18 protein-coding genes are annotated in these 17,935 nt (G+C 47.0%); 8 read left to right on the plus strand and 10 right to left on the minus strand.

Annotation, left to right across the window (positions count from 1 at the left end):
* The first annotated feature begins 40 nt into the window (after nucleotides 1–40).
* The 3 genes from edd (at nucleotide 41) to PG915_RS04600 (ending at nucleotide 4,316) form a co-directional block, all read left to right on the plus strand.
* On the plus strand, nucleotides 41–1,843 hold the full coding sequence (edd, locus tag PG915_RS04590) for a phosphogluconate dehydratase (RefSeq protein WP_353498058.1): 1,803 nt from the start codon (nucleotides 41–43) through the stop codon (nucleotides 1,841–1,843).
* 199 nt (nucleotides 1,844–2,042) lie between these two features.
* Nucleotides 2,043–3,047 carry a substrate-binding domain-containing protein gene (locus PG915_RS04595; RefSeq protein ID WP_353498059.1) on the plus strand — a complete coding sequence of 335 codons (1,005 nt, stop codon included), beginning with the start codon at nucleotides 2,043–2,045 and terminating at the stop codon, nucleotides 3,045–3,047.
* 75 nt (nucleotides 3,048–3,122) lie between these two features.
* Complete coding sequence (locus PG915_RS04600) at nucleotides 3,123–4,316, plus strand: DEAD/DEAH box helicase (RefSeq protein WP_353498060.1); 1,194 nt, start codon at nucleotides 3,123–3,125, stop codon at nucleotides 4,314–4,316.
* A gap of 50 nt (nucleotides 4,317–4,366) precedes the next feature.
* Here the strand turns inward: PG915_RS04600 and PG915_RS04605 are convergent, their stop codons facing one another.
* The 5 genes from PG915_RS04605 to PG915_RS04625 form a co-directional block, all read right to left on the minus strand.
* Complete coding sequence (locus tag PG915_RS04605) at nucleotides 4,367–4,819, minus strand: NfeD family protein (protein ID WP_353498061.1); 453 nt, start codon at nucleotides 4,817–4,819, stop codon at nucleotides 4,367–4,369.
* Nucleotides 4,816–5,751: an SPFH domain-containing protein gene (locus PG915_RS04610; RefSeq protein WP_353498062.1), complete on the minus strand. Its 936-nt coding sequence runs from the start codon at nucleotides 5,749–5,751 to the stop codon at nucleotides 4,816–4,818. The genes PG915_RS04605 and PG915_RS04610 overlap by 4 nt, the downstream gene beginning before the upstream one ends.
* A 204-nt stretch (nucleotides 5,752–5,955) precedes the next feature.
* Nucleotides 5,956–6,810 (minus strand): co-chaperone YbbN, encoded by an 855-nt coding sequence (locus PG915_RS04615; RefSeq protein WP_353498063.1) that lies wholly within the window; start codon nucleotides 6,808–6,810, stop codon nucleotides 5,956–5,958.
* Between the two features lie 383 nt (nucleotides 6,811–7,193).
* The gene (locus PG915_RS04620; RefSeq protein WP_353498064.1) at nucleotides 7,194–8,021 is read right to left on the minus strand and encodes an SDR family oxidoreductase; all 828 of its coding nucleotides are present in this window, start codon (nucleotides 8,019–8,021) and stop codon (nucleotides 7,194–7,196) included.
* A gap of 65 nt (nucleotides 8,022–8,086) precedes the next feature.
* A complete protein-coding gene (locus PG915_RS04625; protein ID WP_353498065.1) occupies nucleotides 8,087–9,001 on the minus strand; it encodes a TIGR01777 family oxidoreductase in 915 nt (304 codons plus the stop codon).
* Nucleotides 9,002–9,251: 250 nt separating this feature from the next.
* On the opposite strand from PG915_RS04625, the gene PG915_RS04630 reads away from it, so the two are divergent.
* From PG915_RS04630 to yfcE, 5 genes are all read left to right on the plus strand, one after another.
* Nucleotides 9,252–9,986, plus strand: a complete 735-nt coding sequence (locus tag PG915_RS04630; protein ID WP_353498066.1) for a DUF1538 domain-containing protein — start codon at nucleotides 9,252–9,254, stop codon at nucleotides 9,984–9,986.
* Nucleotides 9,983–10,825 (plus strand): DUF1538 domain-containing protein, encoded by an 843-nt coding sequence (locus tag PG915_RS04635; RefSeq protein ID WP_353498067.1) that lies wholly within the window; start codon nucleotides 9,983–9,985, stop codon nucleotides 10,823–10,825. Before PG915_RS04630 ends, PG915_RS04635 begins: the two co-directional genes overlap by 4 nt.
* A complete protein-coding gene (locus tag PG915_RS04640) occupies nucleotides 10,815–11,165 on the plus strand; it encodes a P-II family nitrogen regulator (protein WP_353498068.1) in 351 nt (116 codons plus the stop codon). The genes PG915_RS04635 and PG915_RS04640 overlap by 11 nt, the downstream gene beginning before the upstream one ends.
* Entirely contained in the window at nucleotides 11,162–11,566 is a 405-nt protein-coding gene (locus PG915_RS04645; RefSeq protein WP_353498069.1) for a CBS domain-containing protein, read from the plus strand. The genes PG915_RS04640 and PG915_RS04645 overlap by 4 nt, the downstream gene beginning before the upstream one ends.
* 61 nt (nucleotides 11,567–11,627) lie before the next feature.
* Nucleotides 11,628–12,173, plus strand: coding sequence for a phosphodiesterase (yfcE, locus tag PG915_RS04650; protein WP_353498070.1), 546 nt, complete (start codon nucleotides 11,628–11,630; stop codon nucleotides 12,171–12,173).
* A gap of 89 nt (nucleotides 12,174–12,262) precedes the next feature.
* On the opposite strand, the gene crr is transcribed toward yfcE, so the two are convergent.
* The 5 genes from crr to lnt all read right to left on the minus strand — a co-directional run bounded on the left by crr (nucleotide 12,263) and on the right by lnt (nucleotide 17,903).
* Nucleotides 12,263–12,772: a PTS glucose transporter subunit IIA gene (crr, locus tag PG915_RS04655; RefSeq protein ID WP_042476521.1), complete on the minus strand. Its 510-nt coding sequence runs from the start codon at nucleotides 12,770–12,772 to the stop codon at nucleotides 12,263–12,265.
* Nucleotides 12,773–12,813: 41 nt separating this feature from the next.
* Complete coding sequence (gene ptsI / locus PG915_RS04660) at nucleotides 12,814–14,541, minus strand: phosphoenolpyruvate-protein phosphotransferase PtsI (protein ID WP_353498071.1); 1,728 nt, start codon at nucleotides 14,539–14,541, stop codon at nucleotides 12,814–12,816.
* Nucleotides 14,542–14,678: 137 nt separating this feature from the next.
* Complete coding sequence (locus PG915_RS04665) at nucleotides 14,679–14,936, minus strand: HPr family phosphocarrier protein (RefSeq protein WP_042476528.1); 258 nt, start codon at nucleotides 14,934–14,936, stop codon at nucleotides 14,679–14,681.
* 298 nt (nucleotides 14,937–15,234) lie between these two features.
* A complete protein-coding gene (gene cysK, locus PG915_RS04670; protein ID WP_353498072.1) occupies nucleotides 15,235–16,203 on the minus strand; it encodes a cysteine synthase A in 969 nt (322 codons plus the stop codon).
* A 194-nt stretch (nucleotides 16,204–16,397) separates the two neighbouring features.
* Nucleotides 16,398–17,903 (minus strand): apolipoprotein N-acyltransferase, encoded by a 1,506-nt coding sequence (lnt, locus tag PG915_RS04675; protein WP_353498073.1) that lies wholly within the window; start codon nucleotides 17,901–17,903, stop codon nucleotides 16,398–16,400.
* Nucleotides 17,904–17,935 lie beyond the last annotated feature (32 nt).

The raw sequence follows: 17,935 nt of genomic DNA on the forward strand, positions 1-17,935 counted from the left end.
CATTCACTTAAGTCACTTCATCTAAGTAAGGATACGGAACATGAAAGATGCGATCTTAAATGTTACCGATAACATTAAAAAGCGAAGCGTGAAAACGCGCAGCGAATATCTAGCAACTATCCAGGCGCAAGCAAACAGAGGTACGGTTCGCGCCTCTCTGTCGTGTGGTAATTTGGCGCATACTGTAGCCGCTTGCTCCAGCAGTCAAAAATCGACCATTTTGGATTTCACTAAAGCCAACATAGGGATTGTGACGGCGTACAACGATATGTTGAGTGCTCATCAACCATACCGAAATTATCCTGAGATAATTCAAAAGGCCGCCAGCGATTTAGGGCACAGTGCGCAGGTGGCAGGTGGTGTTCCTGCGATGTGTGATGGTGTGACTCAAGGTCAAGATGGGATGGACTTATCGCTGTTTTCTCGTGACCTTATCGCGCAAGCGACCGCCATGTCTCTAAGTCACAATACCTTCGATGCCACGCTTCTGCTCGGTGTGTGTGACAAAATTGCTCCAGGGCAGCTAATGGGCGCTTTAGCCTTTGGGCATCTGCCTACTGCTTTTGTGCCATCAGGGCCAATGGGCACTGGTATCAGCAATAAGAAGAAAGTAGAAGTCAGACAGAATTACGCAGCCGGTGAAGCAGGGGATAAAGAACTGCTTGATGTTGAGTGTCGCTCATATCATTCTCCGGGCACCTGCACCTTCTATGGTACGGCGAACACCAATCAATTGGTGTTTGAAGCCATGGGACTGATGTTGCCGGGCTGTTCTTTTGTGGCGCCTAACTCTGCGCTTCGTGAGGCGTTAACACAGCAAATCACCCGTGAAATTAGCGCGCAGACCGCGAGCTCTAAACGCTATCGCCCGCTTGCTGAAGTCGTCGATGAGAAGTCAGTGGTGAATGGGCTCGTCGCTTTACTTGCTTCTGGTGGCAGCTCCAATCACACGATTCATCTGGTTGCTGTCGCGAGAGCTGCGGGCTGGGTAATTACTTGGGATGACATTGATGCACTGTCTAGCGTTGTTCCTTTGCTGGCACAGATGTATCCAAATGGACCAGCAGACATTAACGATTTTCAAAACGCAGGTGGCGTGCCGACGCTGATAAAAACGCTTGCCGAAAGAGGGCTGTTTTATCTCGATGCGACACCCGTATTTGGCACTATGAATGACTATATGTGCTATCCAACGCTAGAGAGCGGAGGGGCATTGGTCTACAAAGCTGCTCCAGATAGTTTGGATGCTGAAGTCATTGCTCGTCCAGGAAAGGTATTCAACCCTCATGGGGGCATTAAGTTACTCGATGGCAATTTGGGTCGCGGCGTCATGAAGGTCAGTGCCGTTGCGCCGAATGACCAGACCATCACTGCTCCTGCTAGAGTATTCGATTCTCAACACGATGTAGAAAGTGCTTATCTTAATGGGGAATTTACCCATGATGTGGTTGTCGTGCTAAGGCATAACGGCCCTGCGTCAAACGGTATGCCTGAACTGCACAAGCTAATGCCAATCTTGGGCAATGTGATGAAAGCTGGTCATAAAGTCGCCTTGGTCACGGATGGAAGGTTGTCGGGTGCTTCCGGCAAAGTACCAGCGGTTATTCATGTTACTCCAGAAGCGACGCGAGGCGGCCCATTGGCGCAAATTGAAGACGGTGATGTCATTGAGGTAAACGCACAAGCGGGATTGCTTAACTGCCAACAATCGTTTGAGCATCGTGAGGCGACACTTAGCAGTACAAACCATGCCCAATTAGGTAGTGGACGTGAGCTGTTTCATTTGTTTAGACAACATGTCTCGAGTGCCGAACAAGGTGCTTCAATCTTATATCCTCAATGAAAGGACAACCAATGAATACTTGGACTATATCTGCCAGCGACGGTGTCGATGTATTGAAATCTATTGCTGCTGGAAATTTGAGCACAATTACTGAACTAATCCGCTAAGAGTGTGATCAATAAAACATTCATCTAGAAAAAGGGTTGCGATTGCGACCCTTTGTTGATTTGGTAAACTTGGTTGATTAGCCGAGGTAGACATGTCCAACACAAAAAAACGCCCTACACTTCAAGATATTGCCGATCAGGTCGGTGTGACTAAAATGACGGTTAGCCGTTACTTGCGAGATTCTAAACAGGTTTCCCAAGAGATAGGTAAGAAGATAGCCATTGCAGTGGATGAGCTGGGCTATGTTCAAAACCGTGCGCCCGATTTACTGTCTCGTGCCAAAAGTCGAGCTATTGGTATTTTGGTGCCGTCTCTGACGAACCAAGTATTTGATGAGATGATCCGCGGAATTGAGAGTGTGACCGAGCCTCGAGGCTATCAGTCGATGTTGGCTCACTACGGCTATAGTCCTGAGCAAGAGCAAGCGCGTATAGAAACCTTGTTATCTTACAATGTGGACGGGATTATATTATCGGAAAGCTATCATACTGAACGAGCTAAAAAGATCCTGCTGGCAAACAACATTCCCACTATCGAAGTGATGGATTCTGTGACACCGCCTATTCACCAAGCGGTTGGGTTTGATAACCAGAAAGCCAGCCGAGTGATGACTGAGCGACTCATCTCTAATGGGCGTAAGAATATCGTTTATCTAGGCGCTGGTGGTGATACGCGTACTCGACTGCGTATTGATGGCTATCGTCAAGCCGTTGAAAAAGCTGGATTGCCATTTTTGCCGGTAGCAGATGCGGTTAACTCTTCGTTTACTGGCGGTGCTGAGTTCTTACATCGTGCGCTGGAGACTTATCCAAATATCGACGCAGTAATTTGTACCAATGATGATTTAGCAGTTGGAGCGATGTTTGAATGTCAGCGAATGGGTATTAAGGTGCCCGAGCAGATTGCTGTCGCCGGTTTCCATGGGCTAAACGTCTCTCAAGCGGTATCGCCGCGTTTAGCCTCAGTGGTGACTCCTCGTGAAGAGATGGGACGAATCGCGGCGGCTGCGCTGTTAGATCGAATCGATAACCCTCAAGTGGAGTTCCAGAGAGTCATAGAATTAGACTTTGATATTGAAGCGGGTGAGAGCATTTAACCTTCAATAACATTGTGCATCAATCTTAAGCTCTATAGAATGCGCGGGTCTTCATCTTGATAAAGAGAACTCGTGATGTCTTTTTCTAACCTCGGCTTAAGCCAACCTATACTTGATGCGGTAGCGTCGCTTGGCTATCAAAAGCCAACCACGATTCAAACTAAAGCAATTCCGATTGTCCTAAAAGGTGAAAACCTGATTGCAGCAGCACAAACGGGTACCGGTAAAACGGCGAGTTTTGTGTTGCCCATTCTAGAGAAGCTAAGCCAAAGCGAAACCCAGCGTAAGAAGCGTGCTCGCGCGATCATCTTAACGCCGACTCGTGAACTGGCGCTGCAGGTAAACCAAAGCATTGAAGCCTACGCGCAGCACCTACCTTTAAAGTCGATGGCGATGTTTGGTGGTGTGGATTACGCACCGCAAAAACAAGCGCTGATTGATGGCGTTGATATTGTCGTTGCCACCCCTGGTCGTTTGATTGATTTGTACGGTCAGCGCGCGATTCATTTTGATGAGCTCGAAGTGTTGGTGTTAGATGAAGCCGACAAGATGCTCGATATGGGCTTTATTGAGGCGATCAATAAAATCATCGCACGCGTACCAGAAGATGCGCAAAACTTACTGTTTTCGGCAACGCTGTCTAACCCAGTTCGAGAGTTAGCAAAATCGGCGATCCGCGATCCGGAAGAGATCTCGATTACCAAGCATAGCGCGTCAAAGAGCAACATCAAGCAGTGGATTGTCACGGTCGATAAAGATATGAAATCTTCGCTGCTTAGTCATATGCTGCAAACGAATGACTGGAAACAAGCGCTGATTTTCATTGAGACTAAACACGGCGCCGCTAAGCTAGTGAGCCAGCTTGAAAAGCGTGGCATTGTCGCCGAAGCATTCCACAGTGGTCGTAACCAAAAGGTGCGTCAGCAATTAATTGAGTCGTTCAAGGCTGGTGAAATCCAATACCTAGTCGCAACGGGTGTTGCCGCGCGTGGTATTGATATTGAAAACCTACCTGTGGTGATCAACTATGACTTACCATACCCTGCTGATGAGTATGTGCATCGCATTGGTCGTACAGGTCGCGCTGAAGCCGCGGGTGAGGCGATATCGCTGGTCTCTAAAGACAATTTCAAGAACCTTTGTATGATTGAGAGCCGTTTAGGCCATTTGCTTGACCGAGTAGAAATTGAAGGTTTTGCACCAAAAAAACCGGTGCCAGTCTCGATTCTGAACTATGTACCAAAGCACAAACGCGAAGCAAAAGATTGATGAGAAAAATGCCCCTGATTTGAGTCAGGGGCATTTTTTATTCGGCTTTTTCAATCAGCTCTTTCAATCAATAGCGTAATGCCATCCACATCGATGACTTTGACTAACGTGCCCGAAGGTAAGGCTTTGTCACTGTAAGCAGACCAAGAGGTGTCACCTAATTTGATACGACATTTACCTCGATTGATGTCTTCTTCGAGTACGGTCGTTTGCCCCAGCAATTGCTTGTCTTTTTGGTTAAGGTCACGTTGCTGATCGGAGTGTTTATCGACCTTATGTTGTTTACGCCACCAAAGCCAGGTAAGGGCGAGGGAGAACACACCAAAGCTCACCCATTGAAGCTGCCAGCTGATAGGCACAAACGCCAATACAATGCCAACCAGCATCGCTGAGATGCCAAGCCACAACATATACCCAGCCGTGCCAAGCAGCTCGCCACAAAGTAGCAGTAAACCTAGGGCTAACCAGTGCCAATAGTTAACTTGGCTGAGTAATTCAATCACGCTTTGTCCTCATTGCTACTTGCTTTCGATTGGTTGAACATTTCCGCAATACCGGCAACAGAGCCCATTAGGCCGGTCGCTTCAAGCGGTAGCATGATGATCTTACCGTTTTCAGCCTGACCGATAGATTTCAGAGCATCGGTATATCCTTGAGCGATAAAGTAGTTCACGGCCTGCATATCACCTTGGGCAATCGCGGTTGATACCATTTCGGTTGCTTTCGCCTCTGCTTCGGCGGCACGCTCACGTGCTTCTGCTTGAAGTATAGCAGCTTGCTTTTCACCCTCTGCTTTAAGAATGTCGGATTGTTTATGACCCTCTGCTCGCAGGATCTCTGCTTGACGGACACCTTCTGCCTCTAGAATCTCCGCACGTTTATTACGCTCGGCCTTCATCTGCGCGTTCATCGCTGCGGTTAGGTCTGCGGGTGGTTGCACGTCTCGGATTTCAATACGAGTGACTTTCACGCCCCAAGGGTTGGTGGCCTCATCAACGATAGAAAGCAGTTTGGTATTGATGGAGTCACGTTGGCTGAGCATTTCATCCAGTTCCATAGAGCCAAGTACGGTACGCATGTTAGTCAGTGTTAGGTTGCGAATCGCGTGTTCAAGGTCGTTAACTTCATAAGCGGCTTTCGCTGCATCGACCACTTGCACAAAACAAACGGCATCAATAACGACGTTGGCGTTGTCGCGTGAAATCACTTCTTGTGGTGGGATATCTAGAACGCGCTCCATCATGTTTACTTTGTTACCGACACTATCGATAAAAGGAATGATGAGGTTAAGACCCGGTTTGAGTGAGTGGGTGTAGCGTCCAAATCGCTCCACTGTCCAGTTGTTGCCTTGTGGAACGGTTTTTACCCCTGCGACGATAAAGACAACAGCAACGAGAATAAACCCGCCAATAGTGATCATTGCATCAATAGCCATGACAATTTCCCTGTATTAAAAATGTACACATTCTCAATAGTATACAGTTTAGTTGAGACATTTATGTGTAATGAAGTGTATTTTTGCGATGGGTAATTATTTGTTGTATCAGTAGTTTATACGGAAGGTTAACAAGTGTTGCTCATACCAATACGAAAAAAGGGACGCAAAGGTCCCTTTTATGAATCACGGATTGTCTTGCGACTAGTACAGCAAAGAATACAGCTGACGACGGTATTTTGCGGCAATTGGGTTGCCTTGACCGAGTGCCGACAAGATATCCATAAATGATTTTTTCAATTCGCCATCAAGGGCATTTAGGTTGCGGCTTAGTGGCGTCCACATAAGCTCAAGTGCCTCTTCATCACGGTTTACTTGGTGATATTGCAGTGCCAGTTCAGCGACGAGCTTGAGGTCTTCTGGGTTTGCTTGTAGCGCTGCTTCAAGTGATTGAATCTCTGGGCTATCCGCCGCTTGTTTGTGCAGCTCAAGTTTCGCAATCAAGCTCTTGTAGAAGTTGTCTTTGTACTCCATTGGGATGGTATTAAGGACAGCTTCTGCTACATCAAACTGATTGGTTTCCAGTAGACATTGCGCAAGAGCGAGTTTGATTTCGCCTTTCTGTTTGTACTCGTCTGATAGGCTGTTGAATAATTCAATCGCGGATTCGTACTCACCCTGCTGAGAAAGCTCTAGTGCTTTGCGTGCATTCAGCTCATCTTCACTTGGTAGGTGCTTAGCCAGCATAGCTTTCACCGCTTCGATAGGCTGAGGGCCGCCTAGGCCGTCAACAGGCTGGCCATTAACAAACAGAGCAATGGTTGGCAGTGCTTGAACCCCAAACTGACCAGCGATAGCTTGCTGCTCTTCACAGTTGAGCAGTGCTAGGGAGAAGGCTCCGGCGTATTGCTCAGTCAGCGCTCGCAGTGATGGGATGATTTGCGCGCTTTCTTCACTCATTGGTGCCCAAAAATGGATTAGCACAGGCGCGGTCATTGAGCCTTCTAATACTTGGCGAAAGTTTTGTTCGTTTAACTCCACAATGGTCGCAGGTTGCATTGAGTGTTCCTTGTAGGTGATGTCTATCGTTCTTAGTTCAAGATTGGTATCAATGACCGAAAATTCAAGGTTATGCGCAGAGAAATGGGAATATTAGATACCAAAACGCCGCGTCGTAAACGCGGCGTTAATGGATTCCAGAACGGCAGCAAGCAAAGGTGTCTAGAACATTACGAAGTAAGCTAGTGTAACCCCCACAGCTAACCAGTTAAGCTGATTTAGCGTCATTTTCGTTGTAATCCACGTGAATGCTGTGAGTTAGATATTGCTCTGGCATTTTGTCTTTAGGTAATGATACCTGAAGAAGTGATGCGCAGTGTGGTTTCACCACGGTGGTTAATATAACGACTTATTGTGACACTAAAATTACAAGTGATCGTTTTTTATGCAGCCTTTCGCAGAATAGGATCTAACCACTTGCTAGGAAGGATCCGTTTTAGTACAGCGAACACTTTGGTTGGCGTAGTAATACGATAGCGCAGTTTTGGTGACTGAGATTCAAGCGCATGCAGCAAGGGCGGTACGCAAGACTCTGGTGGTAGCACGAATTGGTTACCAGAGGCGTCTGCAGATAGGCGGGTAAGCTGCTGTTCGTATTGCGCTCGATGCGGGCTTGATTCAACGTTAATCCATTGTAAAAACGCACGCTTAGCATTGGCTCTAAATTGGGTTTCGATAGGGCCAGGCTCAATCAGTGAAATGTGTATACCGGTTTGGTGTAGCTCTAGGCGCAGTGTATCTGTCCAGCCTTCTAGGGCAAACTTGGAGGCGTTGTACGCGCCGCGATATTTCATGGCGGCAAACCCCAGCACTGAGCTGTTTTGTATGATGCGGCCTTCACCTTGCGCACGCATGATTGGGAGAATTTGCTTGGTGAGTTCATGCCAGCCAAAAACGTTGGCTTCAAACTGCGCTCGTAGTGCATCGGTTGGTAGATCTTCCAGCGCACCTGGTTGGCCGTAGGCGCCATTGTTAAACAGGCCATAGAGTCGACCTTCAGTCAGGGCAAGGGTTTTTTGAACGGCCAGTTTAATGGTCTTGGGATCCGCTAGATCAAGCTGTATGCAGGTCAATCCTTCTTGCTGAAGTCGTGTCACATCCGCTTCTTGGCGGCATGATGCGATGACTTGGTATCCTTGTTTTTGAAGTGCATGTGCGGCGACATAACCGATGCCGCTAGAACATCCTGTGATGAGTACTGACTTGGCCATTACTTAACTAACCCTATGATTTATTTTCAACTACCTTACCGATACTTCATAGGGAGTAGCAAGTATTACCGTGCATTAGTGATGATGTTTTTTAAAGCAGTATCGATATGTGGGAAAGAGAAGTTAAACCCCATCTCCGTGAGCTTCTTGGGCTTGGCTCGAACGCTGTCAAACAGCAGACAGGAAGACTCACCCATTGCGAGTTTCAAAGCCCATTTTGGCGTCATCAAGAAATGTGGCCTTCCCAATGTGCTTGCCAGTGTTTTACTGAACGTTGCGTTAGAGACGGCGTGAGGCGCACACAGGTTGTAAGGACCGACGGCATGATCGGTCTCAAGCAAGAAAACAATCCCACGCACCATATCTAGGAGGTGAATCCACGGCATGTATTGAGAACCATCACCGATAGGACCACCAACCCCCAGTTTGTATGGCAGCATCATTTTCGCCAAGGCGCCGCCACCATCACCGAGTACCACCCCCGTTCTTAGTATGCACACGCGAGTATGATCCGATTGGGCACGCATAGCGATTTCCTCCCAACGATCACACACAGCATGAGCGAAATTGTCTTGGTGTACTTTTAAGCTTTCATCAAAAGGGTGATCTTGTTGATCGCCATAGTAGCCCACCGCCGATCCGCTGATGAAGGTCGAGGGTGGTTTGGTACTGGCATGGATTAACTCAACGATCTTTTCTGTTACCTTCCAGCGACTATCGCAGATGCGCTGTTTTTGAGCCGCACTCCAGCGTTTGTCTGCGATAGGTTCTCCAGCCAAGTTAATGATGGCGTCAAATTCGTTAAGGTCGTTATAAGTATCAAGGGAGTCAATGTAGTCAATGTTGCCAAGGTCGGTGTGATTGAGGATACGTTTAGCTGTGGCAACGTCGCGGGTAAGCAGCGTCACACTGTGAGTCGTGAGGTGCTTGATTAGCTCACGTCCTATAAAGCCGGTCCCGCCGGTTAATAACAGCTTCATTCTCTCTCCTCTAAAAGTAGCTCACTGCTACCAGACACGCCTCGTCGCGGGCATTTGGCTTTAAATATAGCAATGAATCAGGGAATTAACTAACCCAACTGCAGCGGATGTTTATATGTAGCACAGCCGCTTTGGTTCACAAAAACTGCACTCTTTTTGTAGCAGCACTGACAGTGCCTCGTATGTCACACTTTCTTACACTTTTCTTTGCCATCATTAGTTTAGTAAAGGCTGAATAAGGGAGGTGCCCATGCAAGGTTTGAAATCACTCCTTGGCGCTATGATAAATAGCTTTAAGGATCTTATGCCCATCGTCCTTGTCGTATTGTTCTTTCAGCTTGTGGTTCTTCAAGAGCCTCTCCCTAATGTCCTCTCGATTCTATTCGGCTTACTGCTGGTTGTGCTTGGTCTGACTTTTTTTGGTTTTGGCCTTGAAATGGGGCTGTTCCCCATTGGGGAGACCATGGCGCAATCTTTCGCCCGCAAAGGGAGTGTATTTTGGCTCATGGTGTTTTCTTTTTGCCTTGGATTTGGCACGACGATAGCGGAGCCCGCGCTAACTGCAGTCTCAGCGGAAGCCGCAGAGGTTGCTGCAGAAGGTGGCATTATTCCTATGACCGAAGACTCAATGCAAAGCTATGCCGATGGGCTGCGTCTTTCAGTAGCGATTTCTGTTGGGTTAGCCATAGTACTTGGCGTGCTGAGGATACTTAAAGGTTGGCCTATTCATGTGTTGATCATTGGCGGTTATGTTGGGGTGGTGGTGTTAACTTGGTTTGCTCCTGAATACATTATCGGTGTTGCCTATGACTCGGGCGGGGTGACGACATCAACCATAACCGTTCCTTTAGTTACCGCGCTTGGGGTTGGCTTGGCTAGCACAATTAAAGGCCGCAATCCTATGCTGGATGGCTTTGGACTCATTGCCTTTGCCTCTTTGTTGCCCATGATGTTTGTGATGGTTTATGGGATGGTGATGGTATGAGTTTTGTTTGGGAGTTTCTACACACGCTACTCATGACCATTCGTGATGTTACGCCGATCATGGTCATTATCTTTGGCTTTCAATTTGCCATTCTCAAAAAGCCTATCGCTAACCCGGTTAGAGTCATGATTGGTTTTGGCTATGTGATTGTTGGTCTGAGCCTATTTTTAGTGGGCCTAGAGCTTGCGTTGTTCCCACTGGGTGAAACCATGGCAATGCAGCTCACTGCGCCAGATTTTCTTAATCAAGTGCGTATTACCTTAGACGGGGCTCTCGAGTGGATAGATTACTACTGGGTTTTCTTGTTCGCGTTTTGTATCGGCTTTAGTACCACCATTGCAGAGCCTTCGCTGCTCGCAGTTGCGATAAAAGCGAACCAAGTGTCTGCAGGGGCGATATCGGTGAATGGCCTTAGAATTGCGGTTGCACTTGGAGTGGCGGTTGGTATTGCTCTAGGTAGCTATCGTATTGTTGTCGGCGATCCTATTCACTATTACATCATTGCCGGCTACATACTGGTGGTGATCCAAACCTATTATGCGCCGAAATTTATTGTCCCACTTGCTTATGACTCTGGTGGGGTGACGACGTCAACGGTCACAGTACCACTGGTGACGGCGTTGGGTCTTGGCCTTGCATCGACCGTACCCGGCAGAAACCCAATGATAGATGGCTTTGGTCTTATCGCTTTTGCGAGTCTATTTCCGATTATCTCTGTGATGGCGTATGCCCAACTTACTCAATATTTAACGGCTCGTTCTTCTGTCAATCCTAGTTCTACAGAGGAGCAGGACGCCGAACATCATCTTACTTCTAAGGAGAAGAACAATGCGCTTTAAACTGATCCTTGCCTTTGTAGAAGATAGCAAGACAGAGCAGGTACTAGACGCAGCTCGTGATGCGGGTGCGACCGGTGCGACAGTAATCAACCATGCCAGAGGAGAAGGCCTCAACAAGAAGCAAACCTTTTTTGGTCTGACGTTAGAGGTGCAAAAAGATGTAGTGCTGTTTGTGGTCGAAGAGCATTTGTCTCGCCATATACTAGAGACGATTAGCCAAGTAGGGGAGTTTGACCAAACGTCGGGACAAGGGATTGCAGTGCAAATAGATATAGAAGATGCGGTGGGTGTCGCTCATCAAGTGGAGACATTGACCAAAGTCGTGGAGGACGAACTATGAGTCAACAGAAAAGAGTAAGCGTACGCGATGTGATGGCTAACACCTATGTGGTGGTCGATGGGCTAAAAACGGTGCACGATGGGATTGTGCTGGCGAAAGAGCACCGAGTGAAAGCGCTGGTGGTCGAAAAGCGCAGCGATGACGATGAATTTGGTATTGTGCTAATGAATGATATTGCCAAAAAGGTATTGGCACGTAACCGCTCTCCGCAGCGTACCAATATCTATGAAATTATGACTAAGCCTGCCTTGTGTGTCGATCCGAATATGAATGTGAAGTACTGCGCGCGATTGTTTGAGCGATTTGGGATCAGTAGAGCGCCAGTGATTGAAGACGGGCGTGTAATCGGTATGGTTAGTTACAATAACATTGTTGTGAACGGGATGCTCGGGCTCGATTAGCTCTGCACCGTGTCGGTAAGTTCGATACAATAGCGACAAAGAAAGTGCTGGAGAAAAATCAATGAAACTGTTCTTTGCGTCGGACTTACACGGCAGCCAAGATGCCACTGAGAAAGTGCTGGAGCATTACCGCCGTTCAGGGGCTGAACATCTGGTTATATTGGGGGATGTCCTCAATCATGGCCCAAGAAACCCTGTGCCAGGCAGTTACAACCCACCGAAGGTTGCTGAGCTTCTCAATGCGTATAAGCAAGAGATTATTGCGGTTCGCGGCAATTGTGACAGCGAAGTGGATCAGATGCTGCTTGAGTTTCCAATGATGAGCGATTACGCCTGGGTGATGTTGCCGACTGGGCAGCGTTTATTTCTAACCCATGGTCACTTGTACAACAGTGATAAGCGTCCGCCGCTCAAGCAAGGCGATGTCCTTGCCCATGGTCATACTCATATTCCAGTTGCCGAATGGCAAGGCGAGCAGATCATCTTTAATCCGGGGTCGATTACGTTCCCGCGCAATGAGTTTGCGGCGAGCTTCGGTCTATTAGAGGATAATAGACTCAGTGTTCAAACCTTTGATGGTGACGTACTGGCCTCTATCGAGTTGTAAGCCGACTCATTACCAAGATGAAACGCCAAACAGCAGGCATAAAAAAACGCAGCGATTATGCTGCGTTTTTTCTACTTCGAGATAACTAATTACTTAGTTACACGTAGTACAGGCGTTTCGCCAACAGTCACGGCACCAGCAAGCTTGTTAAGCTCTTTGATTTCGTCCATGTTAGAGATAACTACAGGCGTTAGCGTTGATTTCGCTTTCTCTTCTAGAAGAGCTAGATCGAATTCAATGATAGTGTCGCCAGCTTTAACAGTTTGGCCTTCTTCAGCGATACGCTTGAAGCCTTCGCCTTTCAGTTCAACTGTGTCGATGCCGAAGTGAACAAATAGCTCGATGCCGTCGTCAGATTCGATTGAGAACGCGTGGTTCGTTTCGAAGATCTTACCGATAGTACCGTTTACAGGAGCTACCATCTTGTCACCAGCTGGCTTGATTGCAATACCGTCACCAACGATTTTCTCAGCGAATACTACATCTGGCACATCTTCGATGTTTACGATTTCACCAGATAGAGGTGCGATAATTTCGATTGCACCAGTGTCAGCGCTGTCGTCAGATACTAGCTTCTTCAGTTTGTCAAACAGACCCATGTCGTGCTCCTAAAGGTTTGATTTTAATCTAGTCAATTATATTAGCAGTTTGTCTTTTCTGCGATAAATTTTTCGACGTGCGCTTCAATTTCTGCTGCAGTCGCCATTTGTAGCGCTTCATCAGCCATTGCTTTAACTTCAGAGAAGTTAGCGTTGCGGATTACTTTCTTAACCTGAGGAATTGAAATACCGCTCATACTAAACTCGTCTAGGCCCATGCCTAGTAGAAGTAGAGTCGCACGCTCGTCGCCAGCAAGCTCACCACACATACCAGTCCACTTACCTTCTTTGTGAGAAGCGTCGATCACTTGCTTGATTACTGTTAGTACAGCAGGTGATAGTGGGTTATATAGGTGAGAAATCAGCTCATTACCACGGTCTACAGCTAGAGTATACTGAGTTAGGTCGTTTGTACCAATACTAAAGAATGAAACTTCTTTCGCAAGGTGGTGAGCGATTGCTGCAGCAGCAGGAGTTTCAACCATTACACCGGTTTCGATGTTTTCGTCGAATGCTAGACCTTCAGCGCGAAGTTCTGCTTTGTACTCTTCGATTGCTGCTTTCAGCTCACGGATTTCTTCAACAGAAATGATCATCGGGAACATGATGCGTAGCTTACCGTGTGCAGATGCACGTAGGATACCACGTAGCTGGTCACGAAGGATTTCACGACGATCCAAGCTGATACGCACTGCACGCCAGCCAAGGAACGGGTTCATTTCTTGAGGTAGGTCTAGGTATGGTAGATCTTTATCACCACCGATATCCATAGTACGGATGATTACCGCGTGACCGTGCATTGCTTCCGCAACTTCTTTGTAAGCTTGGTACTGTTCTTCTTCAGTAGGAAGAGCAGTGCGGTCTATGAATAGGAATTCTGTACGATACAGACCAACACCTTCACCGCCGTTACGGTTGATGCCATCACAGTCTTTCACAGTACCGATGTTACCGCAAACTTCTACACGGTGACCGTCTAGAGTTTCTGCTGGTAGGTCTTTAAGTTTTGCTAGTTCCTCTTTTTCTGCAAGGAACCCTTCACGTACCGCTTTAGCTTCGTCAATCTCAGCTTGAGTTGGGTTAACAATGATCTTGTTGTTCATTGCATCAAGAACCAACATGTCGCCGTTGTTCACTTTCTTAGTGATGTCGTTAGTACCAACAATCGCAGGAAGTTCTAGTGAACGTGCCATGATAGAAGTGTGCGAAGTACGACCGCCAATGTCACATGCAAAACCAAGAACGTAGTCTAGGTTGATTTGCGCTGTTTCAGATGGCGTTAGGTCGTAAGCCACTAGGATAACTTCTTCATCGATGTCGCCGAGCGAAACGATGTTGATACCTAGTGCATTCTTAACAAAACGAGTACCGATATCACGGATATCAGTTGCACGTTCTTTAAGGTATTCGTCATCTAGAGATTCTAGTGCAGTCGCTTGCTCTTCGATTACCGTGTAAATCGCATTGTCTGCAGATAGTTTGTCTTTCTTGATGAGTGCTAGGATTTCTTCTTCTAGCTCTTCATCTTCAAGAAGCATGATATGGCCTTCGAAGATAGCCTCTTTCTCTTCACCAAAAGTTTCAAGCGCTTTTTGCTTAACAACTTCTAGCTGTTGAGCTGACTTGTTGCGAGCGTCAAAGAAACGCGCAACTTCTGCTTCAACTTGGTCATCTGAAATAGTAGACGTGTTTAGAACAATTTCGTCTTCTTGAAGTAGTAGTGCTTTACCGATAGCAATACCAGGAGATGCTAGGATGCCTGAAATCATAGCTTTACCTTTATATGGTCTAGTGTATCAAAGATTGGATGGTTTTTTAGCCACTTATAATATGTAGCTGATAGCCCGAGCCATTTCCAATAAAGCCATTCTGTTTTCACAAAATGGCTTTAAGGAGAACTGGGTTCTTAGTGAAGCTCAGGGATCAGAGCTACTAGGTGGTCAACTGCTTGTTGAGCTTGTGGGCCTTCAGCAGCGATAGTGATAGTAGTGCCTTTAACTAGACCAAGAGTTTGTAGTTTGAATAGGCTTTTCGCGCTAGCGCTTTTGCCGTTAGTAGTCACAGTGATGTCAGCGTCAAATGCTTTTGCTTCTTTAACGAACTGAGCAGCCGGACGAGTGTGAAGGCCGTTTTCTGCTGTGATTTCTACTTGCTTCTCGTACATTTTTTATACCCCAATTGATTTATTTTATGTTTAGTTTCTAGACCAAACAAAGCTTATCGTTAAATGTTATGCCCAGCTATAGTGCAAAGGTCGTAACTGTTAAGAATTGTGTCGGACTAGAATTGTAGGACATGATTGCAGTCTTCGCCGTATGCATGTCCTACGAAATTCGGTATTCAGCCTATTTATTTTTAAGCTTAAAATAAAACTGTCCTGATATTACCAAAGGCTGACAGAGATTCAACAAAAAAGCCCCTTAAAGGGGCTTTTTTCGTGTAAAAATTGATTTAGCTACATATTACTGCTGAATCTCTTTATCAGTAAATATACCTGCGAACAATGCTGAACTTAGGTAACGCTCACCTGAACTTGGTAGTACAGTTACGATTGTTTTTCCTTTAAATTCAGGAAGTTCTGCTAGTTTGTTGGCCGCCACAACCGCTGCGCCAGAAGAAATTCCAGCAAGGATACCTTCTTCTTCCATTAGGCGACGTGCCATTTCGATAGCTTCTTCTGAGGTTACCAGCTCAACACGGTCTAGAAGCTCTAGATCCAAGTTTTCTGGGATAAAGCCTGCGCCGATGCCTTGGATTTTGTGCGGTGCTGGTTGGATTTCTTCACCTGCTAGTGCTTGAGTGATAACTGGTGACTCTGCTGGCTCTACAGCAACAGAAACGATAGCTTTACCTTTCTCACCTTTAATGTAACGGCTAGTACCTGTGATAGTACCACCAGTACCAACACCTGCTACGAATACGTCCACTTCACCGTCGGTTGCATCCCAGATTTCAGGACCCGTTGTTTTCTCGTGGATTGCAGGGTTTGCAGGGTTGTTGAATTGTTGAAGCAGTAGGTACTTCTCTGGGTTAGAAGCAACAATTTCTTCTGCTTTCGCAATGGCACCTTTCATGCCTTTTGCCGCTTCCGTTAGCTCAAGGTTTGCGCCTAGTGCTTTTAGAAGTTTACGACGCTCAAGACTCATAGACTCTGGCATCGTTAGTGTTAGTTTGTAGCCACGAGCTGCTGCAACGAAGGCAAGTGCGACACCTGTGTTACCACTGGTTGGCTCAACAAGCTCTACGCCCGCTTTTAGACGACCGTCTTTTTCTGCTTCCCAGATCATGTTAGCACCGATACGGCATTTAACGCTGAAGCTAGGGTTACGCGCTTCTACTTTTGCAAGAACGTTGCCGTTACTTACTTTGTTTAGGCGAACTAGAGGGGTGTTACCAATCGTCAGGGAGTTATCTTCGTAAATCTTGCTCATTCTATGTTCCTTCATTCAACCGTGGTGGTTATTGATTACCTGATAAGAATATGACTTTGTTTGGCAACGTAAAAGAACCAAATAGTTATATATTATGGAAGAAAGTTTATCGGTAGGCGTTTGAAGTGCTGTAGGAATGGTGGAAAGTCCCTTAGTGGCTAAGCGCTAGCGCGGCAAGCCACTAAGGACTGGGATTAAGACTGACGACGTAAAACGCCGAAACCAAGACAAAGTGCGACCCAAATATAAAGTGGCCAGCTGCCAACTTCTCGGTACCAGGTTGTCCCATCAGTTGGGGTGACTTCTGTACGGAGAACCGAGGTTTCAAACTGAGGAACCTCGGCAATAATGTCACCTTTATGATCGGTGACTGCCGTTACGCCATTGTTGGTTGAGCGGATTAATGGCAAACCGAGTTCTAATGCTCGCATACGGGCAATTTCCATATGTTGCAGTGGGCCGATAGAGCGGCCAAACCAAGCATCATTGGATAGGGTTAGCAGATAGTCAGTGTCGTCAGTCACGTTTTGTCTAACTTGCTCTCCAAAGATGATCTCATAACACAGAGCTGGCGCGAGATGCATGCCGTTAGCCACAATGTTTGGCTGCACATAAGCACCACGGCTGAATGATGACATTGGTAAATTAAAGAACGGTGCAATCGGCCTTAAAATGTCACCAAACGGTACAAACTCGCCAAATGGCAGTAAGTGGTGTTTGTGGAAACGCTCATCCATATCCAACTCGTAGTCACCGTAAGGCGTTTGGCCGACCACTAAGATGCTGTTGTAGTATTCACCAGAATCCGTTCTGTTGATAACCCCTGTAATCACCGCAGAGTTGTTCATCTTAGCGGCGGAATCTAAGTTGCTCAAAAATGAAGGCAGCTCGAATTCCATTGCAGGGATTGCCGCTTCTGGCCAGATGATAATATCCGCATCCCAGTTTTCACGAGTGAGATCCGTGTATTTCATGATGGTTGGCCAGCGATGATTCGGAAGCCACTTTTGTGCTTGGTCGACATTACCTTGAATCAGCGCCACGGACTTGGTTCTTTGATGAGCAGGCGTGACCCATTCATAGTTTCGAAGGCCAAATCCGGTTGCTAATACCACCATAGGTATGAGTAGTAGTTGCCACTGCTTTGAAGTCGCTAGATAAGCAAGACTCCCTGCCATGATGATCGAAAGCAGTGTTATAAGTTCGACACCACCGATAGGCGCAAAGCTGCCAAGGGGAGAATCAATTTGACTGTATCCCAGCCACAGCCACGGAAATCCTGTCATCACCCAGCCGCGTGCCCAGTCAAATACAAGCCATAATGCTGGCGCCGCAATAAAATAGCGGGTTTTGTTTTCTGATGGGAAAAAGCGATTGAGCGACCATGCAAAGAGCGCAGAATAGATGGAAAGGTAGCCGACAAGCAACGCCATTAGAAATAGGCTCGCTATCTTTGGCATACCACCGAAGGTATCGATGCTGACGTGAACCCAACTGATTCCAGTCGCAAACTGACCAAGCCCCCATGCGTAACCAGTCCAAAGCGCGCTTTTTCTGCTTCGGCCACGGATAAGTAGCATAAGAAGGAAAGGGCTGACAATGGCAAGAGGCCAAAGCTGATACGGCGCAAAGGCGAGCGTTGTGCTTGCGCCAACAAAAGCGGCCCCAATGGGCCGCAGTAGTCGAAGACTTTTCTTCATTTATGGTTTTCTCACTTATTCGGTGAGCTTAA

Origin of the sequence: Vibrio sp. CB1-14, from assembly GCF_040412085.2 — a bacterium.
In the GTDB taxonomy this organism is placed as follows: Bacteria; Pseudomonadota; Gammaproteobacteria; order Enterobacterales; family Vibrionaceae; genus Vibrio; species Vibrio chaetopteri.